The organism is Pseudomonas sp. NPDC089554 (genome assembly GCF_050280645.1).
Lineage (GTDB): Bacteria > Pseudomonadota > Gammaproteobacteria > Pseudomonadales > Pseudomonadaceae > Aquipseudomonas.
The window spans coordinates 26111-41808 of the sequence record NZ_JBNNVR010000006.1 but is presented as its reverse complement, the minus strand read 5'-3'; the positions used below and the strand labels follow the sequence as shown (position 1 = coordinate 41808).

The window sequence follows — 15698 nt, the reverse complement described above, 5'->3', positions numbered from 1 at the left end:
GTTCAGTGGCCGGGCAGCGGTGCCCGGCGGGCGGCGGGCGCAGCCCAGAGCAATTGCGCCACACCGATGGCGCGCTCCTGGAAACCGCCCTGGCAATAGCACAGGTAGAACTCCCACAGCCGCTGGAAGGCTTCGTCGTAACCCAGCTCCAGCAACGCAGTGCGCGACTGGCGCAAGTTGTCGCGCCAGTACTCTAGGGTGCGTGCGTAGTCCTGGCCGAAATCTTCCATGTGCACCAGGTTCAGCTCGGTCTGGCGGCTGGCGGTGGCCAGCAGCACGCTCAACGACGGCAGGGCGCCACCGGGGAAGATATAGCGCTGGATGAAGTCCACCGAGCGGCGCGCCTGGGCGTAGCGCTGGTCGCGGATGGTGATGGCTTGCAGCAGAATCAGGCCATCTTCCTTGAGCAGCGCAGCACATTGGCGGAAGTAGGTGGGCAGGTAGCGGTGGCCGACGGCCTCGATCATCTCGATCGATACCAGCTTGTCGAAGCGCCCTTGCAGGTCGCGGTAGTCCTGGCGCAGCACCGTGACCTGGGCCTCGAGGCCCAGGGCCTTGACCCTGGCCTGGGTGTGGGCGTACTGCGCCTCGGACAACGTAGTGGTGGTGACCCGGCAGCCGAAGCGCGTGGCGGCATGAATGGCCAGGCTGCCCCAGCCGGTGCCGATCTCCAGCAAGTGGTCGCTCGGTTGCAGTTCGAGCTTGCGGCAGATCAGTTCCAGCTTGTTCAGCTGCGCTTGCTCCAGGGTCTGCTCGGGGCTTTCGAAACGCGCCGCCGAGTACATCAGGGTGGGGTCGAGCAAGCGTTCGAACAGGGCGTTGCCCAGGTCGTAGTGAGCCAGGATATTGCGCCGCGAGCCGCGCCGGTTGTTGCGGTTGAGCCGGTGTAGCAGGCGCAGCGCCGGGCGCCCGAGGCGCGCCAGGCCGCCTTCGAGGCCATCGAGCACCTCGAGGTTGGCGACGAACAGGCGGGTGACCGCGGCCAGGTCCGGGCTGCGCCAGTAGCCTTGGATATACGCCTCGCCCGAGCCGATCGAGCCATTGCTCGCGACCAGCCCCCAGGCGGCTTCGTCGAGCACTTCGACTTCGGCCTGCAAGGCGCTGGTGCTGTCGCCGAAGCTCCATTGCTGGCCCTGCCAGCGCAACCGCAGGTGGCCATGGCACAGGCCGCGCAGCTGCTTGAGCACCGCAGTGCGCGCCAGGTTGCCGAGCAGTGGCGCCAAGGCGCTGGCTTTACTGACGCTCAGGGTGGTGTTCGGCATGCTCGGACTCCTCGGTAAGGTGTTGGCCCAGGCGCGGTTCGCCCTGGCTGGGGTAGTGGTCGTGCCGCGGGGTGCGCTTGAGCAGCAGGCGCAGGGCTTGCCAGTAGATGGCGGTGACGGTGCGCAGGCTCATCCAGGGGAAGGCCAGCAGGTGCTTGCCCAGGGCCTTGGCATCCACGGGCTGGCAGCGCAGGGCGAGGTCGGCGGCGAACACCTTCTGCCCGTCGCGGTGGTTTTCCATGTGAATGCGCAGGTGCTCGGCCTTGAGGGCGAAACGCATGCGGTAGTGCATGTCGGCGGGCAGGAACGGCGAGACATGGAAGGCCTTGGCCACCACGAATTCGCCGGGTGCATCCGCTTGTACCGGCAGCACGTAGTGGAAGCGCTCGCGCCAGGGGGTGTTGCGCACCTCCAGCAGGATCGCCGCCAGCCGCCCGTCGCGGTCATGGCAGAAATAGAAACTCACCGGGTTGAACGACAGCCCCCAACTGCGCGGCTGGGTCAGCAGGAACACCGCGCCTTGCGGCACTTCGTTCAGCACCTGGCCGAGCACCGCGCGCACCGCGTCCTTCAGGGCCATGCCTTGGCGTGTCCAGGCTGGCAGGTAGTCGCTGGGGCGCCAGCTCAGGGGCGCCAGGCGCGAGGCCTTGAGCAGGGGCGAAAGGCTTAGCAGTCGGGCCTGCTCGTCCAGGTCCAGGTACAGCATGCCGATGGGGTAGCGGAAGGCATGCACGCGCGGGCCCCAGCGTTTATGACTGACCCAGCCCTGGCACAGGCGGCTGTTCATGGCCGCTCCCCGAACAGTTCGGCCACGCGCAAGGCGCTGACCACGCCGTCCTCGTGGAAACCATTGGCCCAGTAGGCGCCGCAGAAATAGCTGTGCTGCTGGCCTTGCAGTTCGGCCTGGCGTGCCTGGGCGGCGACCGCTGCCAGGCTGTATTGCGGGTGGGCGTAACTGAAACGCGCCAGCACCTGGGCGGGGTCGACCTGATCGTTCTGGTTCAGGCTCACGCAGAAGGTCACCGGGGCGTCGATACCCTGCAGGATGTTCATGTTGTAGGTCAGCGCCGCCGGCGCCTGCTGCGGCCCACCCAGGCGGTAGTTCCAGCTGGCCCAGGCCTTGTGCCGACGTGGCAGCAGCCGGGTGTCGGTGTGCAGCAGCACATCGTTGCTGGCGTAGCCGATGGCGCCGAGCACCTGGCGCTCGGCCTCACTGGGCGTTTGCAGCAGCGCCAGGGCCTGGTCGCTGTGGCAGGCGAACACCACGCGGTCGAAGCGTTCGTGGCCGGCCGCGCTGGTGAGCATCACGCCCGCTTCGTCGCGGGCTACCCGCGCCACTGGGCAGTTGAGGCGAATGCCACCAGCGAAAGGTTTGCACAACGGCGCCAGGTAGCTGCGCGAGCCGCCTTCGATCACCCGCCATTGTGGGCGCTGGTTGACCGACAATAGGCCGTGGTTGGCGAAGAAGCGTACGAAGAAGGGCAAGGGAATACGCAGCATGTCGGCGCGCGACATCGACCAGATTGCCGCGCCCATCGGTACGATGTAGTGCTCGATGAAGCGTCGGCCAAAGCTGCGTGCTTGCAGGTAGTCGCCCAGGGTCATGCGGCTGACGCTGCCTTGCTGTTCGAGGTCGGTCAGTGCCTGGCGGTTGAAGCGCAGGATATCGCGCAGCATGCCCCAGAAACCCGGCGACAGCAGGTTGCTGCGTTGCGCGAACAGGCTGTCTAGGTTATTGCCGTTGTATTCCAGGCCGCTGGCCGGGTCGTGTACCGAAAAGCTCATCTCGGTGGGCCGCGAGGCGACGCCGAGCTGGTCGAGCAGGCGGATGAAATGCGGGTAGGTCCAGTCGTTGAAGACGATGAAACCGGTGTCCACGGCGTAGCGCTGGCCTTGCCAGTCAACGTCCACGGTGTGGGTATGGCCGCCGACCCGGTCGTCGGCTTCGAACACCGTGACGGCGTGGTTACGCGACAGCAGCCACGCACAGGTGAGGCCGGAAATACCGCTGCCGATAATGGCGATACGCATGCGTGCTAATCCTGTGCGGGGCGTGCCAGCCGTCGGCCCAGCGCCAGGCGCCAGCGCGCGGGCAGGGCGCCGAGCAGGCGCAGGGTAAGGGTGAACAACGCTGGAAAGCGGATTTCCAGCGGGCGTTTCGGTAAGCGGGTGGCGATGTGGCGGGCGGCGCGTTCGGCGCTCCACAGTGCGGGCATGGGGAAGTCGTTGCGTTGGGTCAGGGGCGTGTCGACGAAGCCGGGGCTGACCAGGGTGACGTCGATGCCCTCGGCTTGCAGGTCGATACGCAGCGACTCCATCAGGTAGCGCACGGCGGCCTTGGAGGCGCCGTAGGCTCCAGCCCTTGGCAAGGCCAGCCAGGTCACCGCGCTGGCGACCACCACTAGATGTGGCTGGCGGCCTCGGCGCAGCAGTGGCAGCACCGCTTCCAGGCAATGGCTGACGCCCAGCACGTTGGTGCGCAACAGGCGTTCCACCGTGGCCGCTTCGAACCGGCCGGGTTCCAGGTATTCGCAGGTTCCGGCGTTGAGAATCACCACATCGAGCGCGCCCCAGGCCTGTTCGACGGCGGCGAGCATGGCTTTGACTTGGGCGGGGTCGCTAACGTCGCCAATGCTCAACAGCGCCTGGCCGGGGTAGTGGTCGGCCAGCGCTTGCAACGCCTCGGCACGACGCCCGCCCAATGCCACCTGGTGGCCTTGTTCCAGCAGCTGTTCGGCCAACGCGGCACCGATGCCGCTGCTGGCGCCGGTCAGCCAGAAGCGGCTCATGCCAGTCGCCCCTTGAGCCAACCGATCACCCCGCCGAGCACGGGAATATGCTCGTAGAGCAGGGCGCCGGCGTCGAAGTAGTCCCGGTGTCGGTACACCTGGGTTTCCCAGTGCAGGTGGCTGCAACCGTCGAGGCTGATCGGCCGCCCGCCGTTCAGGCGCGGGTGGCGAAAGTGCAGGGTCCAGCGCAGGTAGCCTTCACCGGGGGCGATTTCGTCGGTAGCGTGGATGTCGTAGCGAATGTCATGGGCATTGGCGTACAACTGCTCGAAGTAGCCGCGCAGGGCCGGCAGGCCATCGAGCTGGTGCAGTGGGTCGCGAAAGTGCACGTCGGGGCTGTACAACTCGCCCAAGCGGTCCAGGGAACTGGCGTCCAGCGTCGCGAAACCGTTGGCGAAGCGGGTGAGAAACGCGGACATGAGCGGCTCCAAGCGGTCTTGTACAAGAAATTTTTTCTGTACAGGTATGCTTGAAGCCTATGCGCAAAATTGTACAAGTCAAATTTCTTGTACAACTTTTGTCGAGCTTATCTTTTGTGTCGAGCTTGCCCTGCGCGGACAAGCTCGACGGCGGCGATCACAGCCAGTAGGTCACCGCCCACCAGCCCAGCCCACCCATGACCACGGTGTAGGGCAATGCCATCCACACCATGCGCCCGTAAGACAGGCGGATCAGCGGCGCGATCGCCGAGGTCAGCAGGAACAGGAACGCCGCCTGGCCATTAGGCGTGGCGACGCTGGGCAGATTGGTGCCGGTGTTGATCGCCACGGCCAGGGTCTCGAAGTGCTCGCGGCTCATGGCGCCATCGAGGAACGCCTGCTTGACCTCGGTGATGTAGATGGTGGCCACGAACACGTTGTCGCTGATGGCCGACAACAACCCATTGGCCAGGTACAGCATGCCCGGCTGCTGCTCCGCCGGCAGTGCCAGCACCGAGGCGATCAGTGGGCTGAACAGCTGCTGCTGGTGGATCACCGCCACCACCGCGAAGAACACCACCAACAGCGCGGTGAACGGCATGGCGTCCTGGAAGGCGCGGCCCAGGCGGTGTTCGTCGGTGATGCCGGTGAACGCGGTAATCAGCACAATGATCATCAGCCCCACCAGGCCGACCTCGGCCACGTGCAGGCCCAGGCAGATGATCAAAATCAACGCGGCGATGCCTTGTACCACCAGGGCCAGGCGCTGTGATGCGGTGCGTGCGGCATCGTCCTCGCATGCGGCGGCGGCCAGCACCTCGCGCACGGCGTCGGGCATCAGCGTGCCGTAGCCGAACAGGCGCAGCTTCTCCAGCAACACGCAGGTCACCAGGCCGGCGACCAGCACCGGCAGCGACACCGGCGCGACCTTGAAGAAGAAATCGGCGAAATGCCAACCCATTTCATGGCCGATCAGCAGGTTCTGCGGCTCGCCCACCAGGGTGCACACCCCGCCCAGCGCGGTGCCGACCGCGCCGTGCATCAGCAGGCTGCGCAAAAAGGCGCGGAACTGCTCAAGGTCGTCGCGGTGCAGGTGGCCGATGTGCTGGTCGCTGTCCAGTGGGGGCTGCTCGTGCGGCTGGGCACCAGAGGCGACGCGGTGGTACACGGCGTAGAAACCCACCGCCGCGCTGATGATCACTGCGGTGACGGTCAACGCATCGAGGAAGGCTGAGAGAAACGCCGACAGCACGCAGAACAGCAGGGCGAGGATGGCCTTGGAGTGCACGCCGAGCAGAATTCGCGAGAACAGGAACAGCAGCAGTTCCTTCATGAAGTAGATGCCGGCGACCATGAACATCAGCAGCAGAATCACCGGGAAGTTGTGCTGCAGCTCTTCATACAGCGCCTGGGGCGTGGTCATGCCCAGCAACAGGGCCTCGATCAGCAGCAGGCCGCCGGGCATCAGTGGGTAGCACTTGAGCGCCATGCCCAGGGTAAAGATGAATTCGATCACCAGCGCCCAGCCGCTCACGACCGGGCCGAGGGTGAACAGCAGCAAGGGGTTGAGCAGCAGGAACAGGCAGATGACGGCCTTGTACCAGCGCGGTGACTGGCCCAGGAAGCTGTGGGCGAGGGCGCTGGTGAGGGTGCGGGGCATGGAATTGTATCCTTATTTTTCAAGCACTGCGGAAAGGTGCCCCAACGTGGCGCGCCGCGCAAGACGGGCAGTCCCGCTTTTGGCACAAGTGCAGCCTGGCGGGTGCGCTATAGTCCGGCGCTGTGAACCTTTTTCCCACAGGAGTGCCGCCCGTGACCGAGTACACCGCGTTCAAGGTCGAACTGACCGACAACATCGCCCACGTCCAGATCAACCGCCCGGAAAAGATCAACGCGATGAACGCAGCTTTCTGGGAGGAGATCATCGACATCTTCCAGTGGGTCGAGGACACCGACGCGGTGCGGGTGGTGGTGCTCAGTGGCGCGGGCAAGCATTTCTCCTCCGGCATCGACCTGATGATGCTGGCCTCCCTGGCCGGGCAGATGGGCAAGGACGTGGGGCGCAACGCGCGCCTGCTGCGCAAGACCATCCTGCGCCTGCAAGGCTCGTTCACCGCCGTGGACAATTGCCGCAAGCCAGTGCTGGCGGCGATCCAGGGTTACTGCATTGGCGGTGCCATCGACCTGGTATCGGCCTGTGACATGCGCTATTGCAGCACGGATGCGCAGTTCTCGATCAAGGAAATCGACATGGGCATGGCCGCCGATGTCGGCACGCTGCAACGTTTGCCGCGTATCATCGGCGACGGCATGATGCGTGAGCTGGCCTTCACCGGGCGGGTGGTCGAGGCCGAGGAGGCGCTGCGCATCGGCCTGGTCAACCGGGTCTACGACAGCCAGGACGCCTTGCTCGATGGGGTCTTTGCCATCGCCCGGGACATTGCCGGAAAATCGCCCATCGCCGTGGCCGGCACCAAGGAGATGCTCAGCTACATGCGCGACCATCGCATCGACGATGGTCTGGAATACATCGCTACCTGGAACGCCGCGATGCTGCAGTCCGAAGACCTGCGCGTCGCTGTGGCGGCCCATATGAGCAAACAGAAACCGACGTTCGCCGACTGATTGGCGCACGCGCCTGAAAGGACCGCAACATGTCGTCACGCTGGACTACCGCAGTACTCGACCCGCAGATCACCGGCGGCTGGGCCGTGGCCCGCAGCCCGGCGGGTTTCCTGGTGGACGACAACGGTGCGTTGTTCCCCCGTGACTGGCTCAAGCGCCAGGACCTCGACGTGTTGTGCGAGCACGGCATCGGCCACTTCGATGGCCAGCCGGTGTTCCTGCTGGAACTGCGCACGGCGGGCGAGGTGAACGGTTGCAGCTGGCGCGGGCTGCGCCAGTTCATGCTCGAAGGCGACTTCGACACCTACAAGCTGCTCGGCTACGCCGCGCAGATCGGCACCTGGGCGCGCGAGCACCGCTTCTGCGGCAGCTGTGGCCAGCCGATGACGCAAATCCGTTGGGAGCGGGCGATGTACTGCCAGCCGTGCGACTTGCGCAGCTACCCGCGCATTTCACCGAGCATGATCGTGCTGGTCACCCGGGGCGACGAGATCCTGTTGGCGCGCTCGCCACGCTTCGTCACCGGCGTGTACAGCACCCTGGCAGGCTTCGCCGAGCCAGGCGAGTCGGCCGAGGACTGCCTGGCACGCGAGGTGCGCGAGGAAGTGGCGGTGGAGGTGCAGAACATCCAGTACGTCGGCAGCCAGTGCTGGCCGTTCCCGCATTCGATGATGCTGGGTTTCCATGCCGAGTACGCGGGCGGCGAGATCGTCATGCAGCCGGACGAGATCGAGGATGCGCAGTGGTTCAACGTGCACGAACTGCCGCCGCTGCCGGCCGGCAGGTCGATTGCGCGGTACTTGATCGACCTCTATGTCGCGCGGCGGCTAGGCCTGCCCGAACCAGTGCTGCCACGCTAGGCGCACGGTCAAGGCCAGAACCACGGTGATGAACACCGGGCGGATGAACTTGCTGCCGCCGCTGATCGCTGTGCGTGCGCCGAAGAACGCCCCGACCATTACCGATAGGCCCATGGCCAGGCCGACCACGTAGTCCACCTGCCCGGAAATGATGAACACCGTCAGCGCCGCGACGTTGCTGACGAAGTTCATGCTGCGCGCCACGCCGCTGGCACGCACCAGGTCGATGGGGTACAGCAGCAGCGTGCTGACGGTCCAGAACGCGCCGGTACCGGGGCCGGCCACGCCATCGTAGAAGCCCAGGGTGAAGCCCTGTGGCAGCTGCCATTTCTTCTTGATCGGTACGTCGGCATCCAGCGGCGCCTTGGGCGTGCCGCCGAACAGCAGGTACAGGCCGCAGGCGAAGACGATCACTGGCAGCATGCGGTTCAACCACTCGGCAGGCAGGTAGTGGGCGATGGTCGCGCCCAGCAGCGCCCCGACCAAGGTGCCCCACAGCGCGCGCCGCCATTTCACAGGCTGGAACAGCTTGCGCCGGTAGTAGGCGAAGCTGGCGGTGGCCGAGCCGAAGGTCGAACTGAGCTTGTTGGTGCCCAGCACCAGGTGCGGCGGCATGCCGGCGGTGAGCAGGGCCGGGGTGGTGAGCAGCCCGCCGCCGCCGGCGATGGCATCGATGAAGCCGGCGACGAAGGCGACGGCAGCGAGAATCAGCAGGACATGGGGTTCTACGGAGAGTTCGAAAGGCATGGCAGTCAGGGCAGGGAAGGCAGGGCGCGGCAAAAGGCCACGCCAGAGCTGCACATGGTAATCCTGGCGGGGTGGTGCCCGCCAGGATTAGACCATGAGACTTATCGGTTACTTGCGGATGAAGTCGAGCAGGTCCTTGTTGATCACCTTGGCATGGGTAGTCGGCATGCCATGGGGGAGGCCCTTGTAGGTCTTTAGCTCGCCGTTGGGCAGCAGCTTGGCCGACAGCGGTCCGGAGTTCTCGTACGGCACGATCTGGTCGTCGTCGCCGTGCATCACCAGCACCGGCTGCTGGATACGCTTGAGGTCTTCGGTGAAGTCGGTCTGCGAGAAGGCGACGATGCCATCGTAATGGGCCTTGGCGCTGCCGATCATGCCCTGGCGCCACCAGTTGGCGATGACCCCTTCCGCAGCCTCGACACCGGGACGGTTGTAGCCGTAGAAGGGCCCGGCCGGCACATCGCGGTAGAACTGCGCGCGGTTGCTGGCCACCTGGGCCTGGAAACCGTCGAACACCGACTTGGGCAGGCCGCCGGGGTTGGCTGCGGTCTGCACCATCAACGGTGGCACGGCAGCGATCAGCACCGCCTTGGCGACCTTGTCCTCGGGGTGGCGAGTGATGTAGCGCACCACTTCGCCGCCGCCGGTGGAGTGGCCCACATGCACGGCACCCTGGGTGCCGAGATGCTGCACCACGGCGGCGGTATCGTCGGCGTAGTGGTCCATGTCGTGGCCGTCCCAGACCTGGCTGGAGCGCCCGTGGCCACGGCGGTCGTGGGCCACCACGCGAAAGCCTTGGGCGAGGAAGAACAGCATTTGCGCGTCCCAGTCGTCCGAGCTCAAGGGCCAGCCGTGGTGGAAGTGGATGACCGGTGCGCCGCGCGGGCCCCAGTCTTTGTAGAAAATGTCGACGCCGTCCTTCGTGGTGACGTATCCCATGTTCGCTGCTCCTGTGTGGTTTTGCGTTGAGGAACGAGAAGGTGTTGCGGGGGCGGTAGGTCGGGCGAAGCGAGCTATGAGAATAGGAGAAATGGCGAGAGGTGCTGGCTAAAACTGTTCAACCTTTCTGGGGCAGCACAGTCGGTTTCCTGTGCTTTGAGTTGGACAAGCCAGATGCAGCCTATTGCCCAGGCGCCGACCGATGTTATAGCCCTCGTCGACAACGCCCAGGTCCAGGCCATGGCCATCGGTATTGAGGGCGTGCAAGGCGAGGGTCAGGGCGATTTCCGTGTCTAGGGTGTCGGTGGTGTCGTAGAACACGCGCACCGGTTTTTGCCCATCGGGCAGGGTGTCGAGGGCCTTGAGCCAAGCGGCTTGCAAGGCCCTGGTCTGCAACGCGGGTTTGAGGCGCTTGCCGTTTTCGTCCTGCATCGAGACCTTGATCGGGCGGTGCAGATAGCCCAGTACGGGTGCGGCGTCGAACTCCTTGAGCTGGTGTTCGGTCCAGCGGACGGGCAGCCAGGGGGACGGTTCGAAATGGCCGGGGCCGCGGTTACTGATGGTTTTCCAGAGGGTGGGGAGTTGCGATTGCCAGTAGGTGGTGGGCATGGTGCTCGGGGCTAGCAAGACTTTATTACCTTTGGCGTGCTCGGCGGCTTTATACCAATCTCTGAATGCCTTGCTCTGGTCCCAATAAAACGCCCACAACTTGCCCAGGTCGGTGTTCTTGTTCTGATTGTTCTCGACTTCGTGGGTGACGAAGGGGCGAATGTAGCGGTCCACTCGGTCCGAGCGGGTGACGAGCAGGCCCGTCATGCTTTCGTAGATCGTCGGAACCACGTGGCCGTTTTGTAATCCCGGTGTGCCGGGTTGGCGATAACCGTTTCGCGTTACGTCACCGTCCCGGCTCGCGATCAAGGCTTGTGGCACCTTGGGGTTATCGTCAAAAAAGGTGAACAATCGCTCGATCATGCCTTGAGCATGGGTCGTGCTTTCATCGTCTTGCCAGAGAAACTGGGTAACACCCAAGGTCGCAGCATTACGCCCTGTATTGATCAGGCCCGCCGCAGTGAAAGTGTCATCGTAGGGAGCCGGCGGCCCTAGCGCGAACACCGGGATCGGCCAATACGCCACTGCTTCACCTGCCGAGTTCTTGAATGCGATACGGACTTTGATTCTTGCGGAGTCTTCCCTGAAGAGTAAGCCTTCTTCGTAGTCCTTTGCGTTCCTCGAGTAGATCGAAGAGAAGTTGTCGTTTTTATCTTTTATGAACTGCCAGATTTTGGACTGGCCATCTTGGTGGATTGCGAGCCCCGCCCCCCGAATTTCCAGGGCGTAGGTCCGAGCCTGGGTGGCCTGCCGCTCGGCGTTTTTGGTTTCTATCTCATTTTTATAAGCGGCAAGCTCTGCTTTCTCATTGGCCACGGCTTTGCCCCACCAGTGAATGGTGAAGATCAGCAATAGCGAGCCGACAATCGCAGCAACGCCCCAGGTCAGGGCGGGTTTCATGTCGCGAAGTACCATGCCAGTTTCCTGTGCTTTGAGTTGGACAATCCAGATGAAGCCGAGCCAGAGCACAATGAGCACCCCGGCGATCAGCAGATAAGGTTTCAGGTTGGGTCGTGACTTAACGAGGGGCTGGTTGTTCTTCATCGGCCAACGTCCTCGCCAGGGGCATTGGTTACCAGGGACGGTGGCGTTAGCGATACCAAAGCAGGAGGTGGAAACTGACCCAGTTCATAATATTCATGACTGGCCTTCACCAGTGCTTGAGCGTCCTCACTCAGTCTCGCCCAACCCGGTAATTTAGTGATTACTGCAAATCTCTCTTCATCAATCTTCCAATCCGCAACCGCCACCAACACCTCCCGCATAGCCGGGTCATCCAGGCAGTGAGCCTGGCCAATACCCGCTTCAGCCGCAACGGCCACGAGTGGTTCGCCAGGGCTGTCACTGTCGGGCGCTGGCCACTGTTGCAGGGCCTGGCGCAAGGCGTCGAAGCCGTTACTGTCCACCTTGGCCCCGCCTCGTGCGGCGGCGGTTTGCCCGAGGTCTTTGAACAGCGTCCCACACTCGGTCAGCAGCTTGAGCAGTTCTTCGCGGTCCAGTTGCGCCCCCGTGGCGTCCTGGCGTGCATAGGTGGTCAGCAACAGGCCTTGGGCGGCACGCAGGGCAATCGCGGCGTCGGTGCGCAATTCGGCGCCGTTGCCACGGGCCTTGGCCTGGCCGTCGGTACGCGGCTCGGTGAGTTTGCCCAGGTTCAGTGCCGTGGCGTGGTGCGTGGTACCGACGCGGGCCCGCAAGGCGCCCGGTGTGTCATCGAACAACAGCTCGTTGAAACCCCGACCCTTGTGCTCCTGGGTCTGGATGCCGGAGAGCGCGCGGTTGCCGGGCAGGCCTGCGGCTTTGCTGAAACGCGGCGGTGTTTGCTCGGCGTTGTACAGCACCGAGGTGACCACCGGACGGTCGATATCGCCGGCCAGGAAGGTGACCAGCACTTCCTGGCCGATACGTGGCAAGAACTGATGGCCGAAGCCACTGCCAGCGCTGGGCATCGCTACCCGCACCCAGGTGGTGCCCTGCGGCAGGCTGTCGCCGCGCTGCCAGTGGAACCTGACCTGGATGCGCGCCAGCTCGTCGGTAAACACTTCTTCGCCCTGCGGCCCGACCACGATCGCACTGAGCGGCCCATTGATAGTGGGGCGCGGCACAGTGATCGGGTGGCGATAAGGAATGCTCTGGCGAATGCAGACAAACTGATTGTCGTAAGCGGCGGGTTCATCCGAAAAGTAGTTGTTACGCCCCCGATGCTCGACCGACACCAGCAGGAACTGGCGCGCCTCTGCCGCGCCGCCTTCATGGTTGAAGTGGTGGGTCAGTTCAAAGCTGTAGCCCGCACGCATGGCCCTGCAGTTGCTGCTGCCGGTGAAGGTCTTGGCCTGGGCTTCAATGGCCTCCAGACGGCGACGGACCAGCGACTCGCCTTCCTCAGGCAGGCGATGGCTGTAGGCACCGAAAAAATCGTAGACCTCGTAGGCGGGGACATCGCCCTGTTCATTGAGGCTGTCCAGTTGGATGGGCAACCGATGTCTTGGCTGCTGGTAATCGAAGGTCTGGATGGCCATCTTGCCCGATTGCAAAGCCCGGTGGCTGCGCCATTGGGTGATCGCGTCACTGGTCTGGGTGACGAAGGCGCTGTGGTAACGGATCTGCGGTTGTTCGGGTAACGCTTCCAGGGCCTGGGATTGATCCGTGATGATCAGGCGGTGCCCGTCTTTGCTGTGATCGAAGTAGAAAAACAGGCCATCCTGCTCCAGCAGGCGCAACACGAAATTCAGGTCGGTTTCGCGATACTGGGTGATGTAGCTGTGGGATTTGAGCGGCTTGAACAGGCGGAACTCGAATGTGCCCAACCCGCCGTAATGCTCGAAAACCGTGCGGATGACCGTTTCAACGGTCTGCTCCTGAAAGATCCGCGAATCCACGCGCCGCGTCAGCATCCACAGCCAGGGGCTCAGTGTCGCGCTGTAACGTGCCAGGCCGCCGTCGCTGCCCAGCAGGTTGAACTGGGTGATGTGGCCATGGATATAGCGCACGTCGCCATCGGCCAGTTCGATGTCCAGTCGGGCGGGTTGGCCCATCAATGACTTGAGTTCGAGCCCGGCATCCTGGCTGATCAGCGCCAGCTCGAACTTGAACAGCGTGGACAACCCTTCATTGCCGCTGAAGTGCTCCAGCAACAGCGCCTGGTCATCTTGGAGGGGGGTGGTGAGTTTGATCAGCCGGCGGTTCTGTGCCGTAAAGAGCTTCGTCAATTCCATCGACGTTGTATTCCTTGGCAAAACGAGCCGCGGAAGTTATCACAGGGCTCGGCGAGCACCGAACCCATCGAGGCGCTAAAGAGTTTGTCAAGCCGTGACGGTCATTCCATTAGCGGCACGTACTGTCGAACCTGCGATCCTATCGAGGTGCTGTGGACGGTCGCCATGAACCTACTGGCGCGTAGCTTCATTGCCCAGTGCGATCAGGCAGGTTTGCGCGCTGTGCGTTTGCGTGGCGCGCTGCCGCTGGCCTTGGCCTTGCCTGTGGTTCTGCGCTTTTTCTTCCACGGCGCGCCCTTGCCACCGGCAGGTACGGGCGGACCGTTGATGACCAGGCGCATACCCGCGTAGCGCTGCACCAGCTTGCCCATCCAGACGGACTGGCGGGTAACGAACTCTTCCAGGGTCATTTCGCCGCTTTGCACCATGTCCAGTGCCTGCTCCCAGATGGCCGTGGTGCCGGGGTCGGCGATGGCGCGGGGCACGGCGTCGATCAGGCTGAAGGCGGCAGGGGTGGCGGACAGGGCCTTGCCGTTCTTCACCAGGTAACCGCGGTCGAGCAGGCCTTGGATGATGCTGGCGCGGGTGGCCTCGGTGCCTATGCCGGTGGTTTCCTTGAGCTTCTGCTTAAGGCGTGGGTCATCCACCAGCTTGGCGACGTTCTTCATTGCCTTGATCAGGTCGCCTTCGGTGAAGGGCTTGGGCGGTTGGGTCCACAGGTCCTTGAGCTGCAGGTCGCGCAGTGAGCAGTCCAGACCCTCGCGCAGTGCTGGCAGCACTTGCGGGGCAGGGGCTTCGCGGCCCTTGGCCGGGGTCAGCGCCTCGGGCAGGGCGCGGCGCCAGCCGGGTTCGGCGATCTGCTTGCCCACCGCACGCAGGGCGTGGCCGGCGCAGTCGAAGTCGGCCTGGGTGCGGTCGTATTCATGGTTGGGCAGGAACTGCGCCAGGTAGCGGGCACGAACCAGGGTATACACCGCCTTGTACTTGGGCGGCAGGCGGGCGGGGTCGCTGGCGGCGGCGGTGGGGATGATGCCGTGGTGGGCGCTGACCTTGGCGTCGTTCCATGCGCGTGAGCGGCGTTGGGGCTCGAGGTGTTGCTGCAGGGGGGCAAGGCTAGCGTCGGCGCGTTGCAGGGCCGACAGAATCGCCGGGGCTTCGGCATGCTGGCTGAGCGGCAGGTAGCCGCAGTCGCTGCGTGGGTAGGTGATGAGCTTGTGGGTTTCGTACAGGGCCTGGGCGATGTCGAGGGTTTCCTGGGCGCCCAGGCCGAGCTTCTTCGAGCACACCTCCTGCAATGTACCCAGGTCGAACGGCAGCGGCGCGACCTCGCGCATGCGTTCGGTCTCGACCTTGAGCACCTGGGCGCTGGCAGCCTGTGACATTTCTGCCGCGGCCTGACGCGCCAGTTCCTGGCGGATGCAGCGGCCCTGGTCGTCACAGGCGTCTTCCGGGGCGCGCCACTGGGCGTTGAAGACGCTGCCCGCGTGTTCGAGCTGGGCTTCGATGGCCCAGTACGGCACCGGCACGAAGTCGGCAATGCTGCGGTCACGGTCTACCACCAGGCGCAGGGTAGGGGTTTGCACCCGGCCCACCGGCAGCACGCCCTGGTAGCCGGACTGGCGCCCCAGCAAGGTGAACAGGCGGCTCATGTTCATGCCGATCAGCCAGTCGGCCCGGGAACGGCCCAGGGCCGAGTGATACAGGCTGAAGGTTTCGTGGCCGGGCCGCAGGCGGTCCAGGGCCTTGCGGATGGAGGCGTCGTCCAGTGCCGACAACCACAGGCGTTGTACCGGCCCACGGTAGCGGCAGTGCTCGAGCAGTTCGCGGGCGATCATCTCGCCTTCGCGGTCGGCGTCGGTGGCGATCACAAGTTCCCGGGCCTGGCCCAGCAAGCGCTTGACGGCCTTGAACTGGCTGGCGGTCTTGGGCTTGACCTGCATCTTCCACTGCTGCGGGATGATCGGCAGGTCGTCCAGGCTCCAGCGCTTGTAGCGGGCGTCGTAGCTGTCGGGTGGGGCGGTTTCCAGGAGGTGGCCGATGCACCAGGTCACGCAGACATCAGTGCCTTGCCAGCAGCCGTCGGCCTTGCGCGTGGCACCGAGGACCTTGGCGATGTCTTTGGCTTGGGAGGGCTTTTCGCAGAGGAACAGGCGCATGGCCGTGGGCGTTTCCTGGGTGAAGGTGGCGCTAGGATACGCAATTGAAGAGGTGTGTTTGCGAAAAAATCATAACAATT

General features: G+C 64.2%; 13 protein-coding genes. 2 read left to right on the top strand and 11 right to left on the bottom strand.

Annotation, left to right across the window (positions count from 1 at the left end; translation table 11 throughout):
• Window positions 1–2: 2 nt before the first annotated feature.
• From ACQKPE_RS03460 to nhaB, 6 genes are all read right to left on the bottom strand, one after another.
• Complete coding sequence (locus ACQKPE_RS03460) at window positions 3–1262, bottom strand: class I SAM-dependent methyltransferase (RefSeq protein ID WP_427663370.1); 1260 nt, start codon at window positions 1260–1262, stop codon at window positions 3–5.
• Window positions 1234–2049, bottom strand: coding sequence for a DUF1365 domain-containing protein (locus ACQKPE_RS03455; protein ID WP_427663369.1), 816 nt, complete (start codon window positions 2047–2049; stop codon window positions 1234–1236). Before ACQKPE_RS03455 ends, ACQKPE_RS03460 begins: the two co-directional genes overlap by 29 nt.
• Window positions 2046–3293, bottom strand: a complete 1248-nt coding sequence (locus ACQKPE_RS03450; RefSeq protein ID WP_427663368.1) for an NAD(P)/FAD-dependent oxidoreductase — start codon at window positions 3291–3293, stop codon at window positions 2046–2048. The genes ACQKPE_RS03455 and ACQKPE_RS03450 overlap by 4 nt, the downstream gene beginning before the upstream one ends.
• Before the next feature lie 5 nt (window positions 3294–3298).
• On the bottom strand, window positions 3299–4051 hold the full coding sequence (locus ACQKPE_RS03445; protein WP_427663367.1) for an SDR family NAD(P)-dependent oxidoreductase: 753 nt from the start codon (window positions 4049–4051) through the stop codon (window positions 3299–3301).
• A complete protein-coding gene (locus ACQKPE_RS03440) occupies window positions 4048–4470 on the bottom strand; it encodes a nuclear transport factor 2 family protein (RefSeq protein WP_427663366.1) in 423 nt (140 codons plus the stop codon). Before ACQKPE_RS03440 ends, ACQKPE_RS03445 begins: the two co-directional genes overlap by 4 nt.
• 157 nt (window positions 4471–4627) lie before the next feature.
• The gene (nhaB, locus tag ACQKPE_RS03435) at window positions 4628–6130 is read right to left on the bottom strand and encodes a sodium/proton antiporter NhaB (protein WP_427663365.1); all 1503 of its coding nucleotides are present in this window, start codon (window positions 6128–6130) and stop codon (window positions 4628–4630) included.
• 152 nt (window positions 6131–6282) lie between these two features.
• On the opposite strand from nhaB, the gene ACQKPE_RS03430 reads away from it, so the two are divergent.
• Both ACQKPE_RS03430 and nudC read left to right on the top strand, forming a co-directional pair.
• Window positions 6283–7095 (top strand): crotonase/enoyl-CoA hydratase family protein, encoded by an 813-nt coding sequence (locus ACQKPE_RS03430; RefSeq protein WP_427663364.1) that lies wholly within the window; start codon window positions 6283–6285, stop codon window positions 7093–7095.
• Between the two features lie 29 nt (window positions 7096–7124).
• On the top strand, window positions 7125–7955 hold the full coding sequence (gene nudC, locus ACQKPE_RS03425; protein WP_427663363.1) for an NAD(+) diphosphatase: 831 nt from the start codon (window positions 7125–7127) through the stop codon (window positions 7953–7955).
• Here the strand turns inward: nudC and ACQKPE_RS03420 are convergent.
• From ACQKPE_RS03420 to ACQKPE_RS03400, 5 genes are all read right to left on the bottom strand, one after another.
• A complete protein-coding gene (locus tag ACQKPE_RS03420; RefSeq protein ID WP_427663362.1) occupies window positions 7923–8702 on the bottom strand; it encodes a TSUP family transporter in 780 nt (259 codons plus the stop codon). The genes nudC and ACQKPE_RS03420 overlap by 33 nt on opposite strands.
• 108 nt (window positions 8703–8810) lie before the next feature.
• Window positions 8811–9641 carry an alpha/beta fold hydrolase gene (locus ACQKPE_RS03415; protein ID WP_427663361.1) on the bottom strand — a complete coding sequence of 277 codons (831 nt, stop codon included), beginning with the start codon at window positions 9639–9641 and terminating at the stop codon, window positions 8811–8813.
• A 108-nt stretch (window positions 9642–9749) separates the two neighbouring features.
• Window positions 9750–11294, bottom strand: a complete 1545-nt coding sequence (locus tag ACQKPE_RS03410) for a type VI lipase adapter Tla3 domain-containing protein (RefSeq protein WP_427663360.1) — start codon at window positions 11292–11294, stop codon at window positions 9750–9752.
• Complete coding sequence (gene tssI, locus ACQKPE_RS03405) at window positions 11291–13462, bottom strand: type VI secretion system tip protein TssI/VgrG (protein ID WP_427663359.1); 2172 nt, start codon at window positions 13460–13462, stop codon at window positions 11291–11293. Before tssI ends, ACQKPE_RS03410 begins: the two co-directional genes overlap by 4 nt.
• A 203-nt stretch (window positions 13463–13665) precedes the next feature.
• On the bottom strand, window positions 13666–15618 hold the full coding sequence (locus ACQKPE_RS03400) for a DNA topoisomerase III (RefSeq protein ID WP_427663358.1): 1953 nt from the start codon (window positions 15616–15618) through the stop codon (window positions 13666–13668).
• Window positions 15619–15698: the final 80 nt, after the last annotated feature.

Coding starts and splice junctions, on each gene's coding strand:
- ACQKPE_RS03460 (WP_427663370.1), bottom strand. CDS start 1,262: ATGCCGAACACCACCCTGAGCGTCAGTAAAGCCAGCGCCTTGGCGCCA.
- ACQKPE_RS03445 (WP_427663367.1), bottom strand. CDS start 4,051: ATGAGCCGCTTCTGGCTGACCGGCGCCAGCAGCGGCATCGGTGCCGCG.
- ACQKPE_RS03410 (WP_427663360.1), bottom strand. CDS start 11,294: ATGAAGAACAACCAGCCCCTCGTTAAGTCACGACCCAACCTGAAACCT.
- ACQKPE_RS03450 (WP_427663368.1), bottom strand. CDS start 3,293: ATGCGTATCGCCATTATCGGCAGCGGTATTTCCGGCCTCACCTGTGCG.
- tssI (WP_427663359.1), bottom strand. CDS start 13,462: ATGGAATTGACGAAGCTCTTTACGGCACAGAACCGCCGGCTGATCAAA.
- ACQKPE_RS03455 (WP_427663369.1), bottom strand. CDS start 2,049: ATGAACAGCCGCCTGTGCCAGGGCTGGGTCAGTCATAAACGCTGGGGC.
- ACQKPE_RS03440 (WP_427663366.1), bottom strand. CDS start 4,470: ATGTCCGCGTTTCTCACCCGCTTCGCCAACGGTTTCGCGACGCTGGAC.
- nudC (WP_427663363.1), top strand. CDS start 7,125: ATGTCGTCACGCTGGACTACCGCAGTACTCGACCCGCAGATCACCGGC.
- nhaB (WP_427663365.1), bottom strand. CDS start 6,130: ATGCCCCGCACCCTCACCAGCGCCCTCGCCCACAGCTTCCTGGGCCAG.
- ACQKPE_RS03420 (WP_427663362.1), bottom strand. CDS start 8,702: ATGCCTTTCGAACTCTCCGTAGAACCCCATGTCCTGCTGATTCTCGCT.
- ACQKPE_RS03400 (WP_427663358.1), bottom strand. CDS start 15,618: ATGCGCCTGTTCCTCTGCGAAAAGCCCTCCCAAGCCAAAGACATCGCC.
- ACQKPE_RS03415 (WP_427663361.1), bottom strand. CDS start 9,641: ATGGGATACGTCACCACGAAGGACGGCGTCGACATTTTCTACAAAGAC.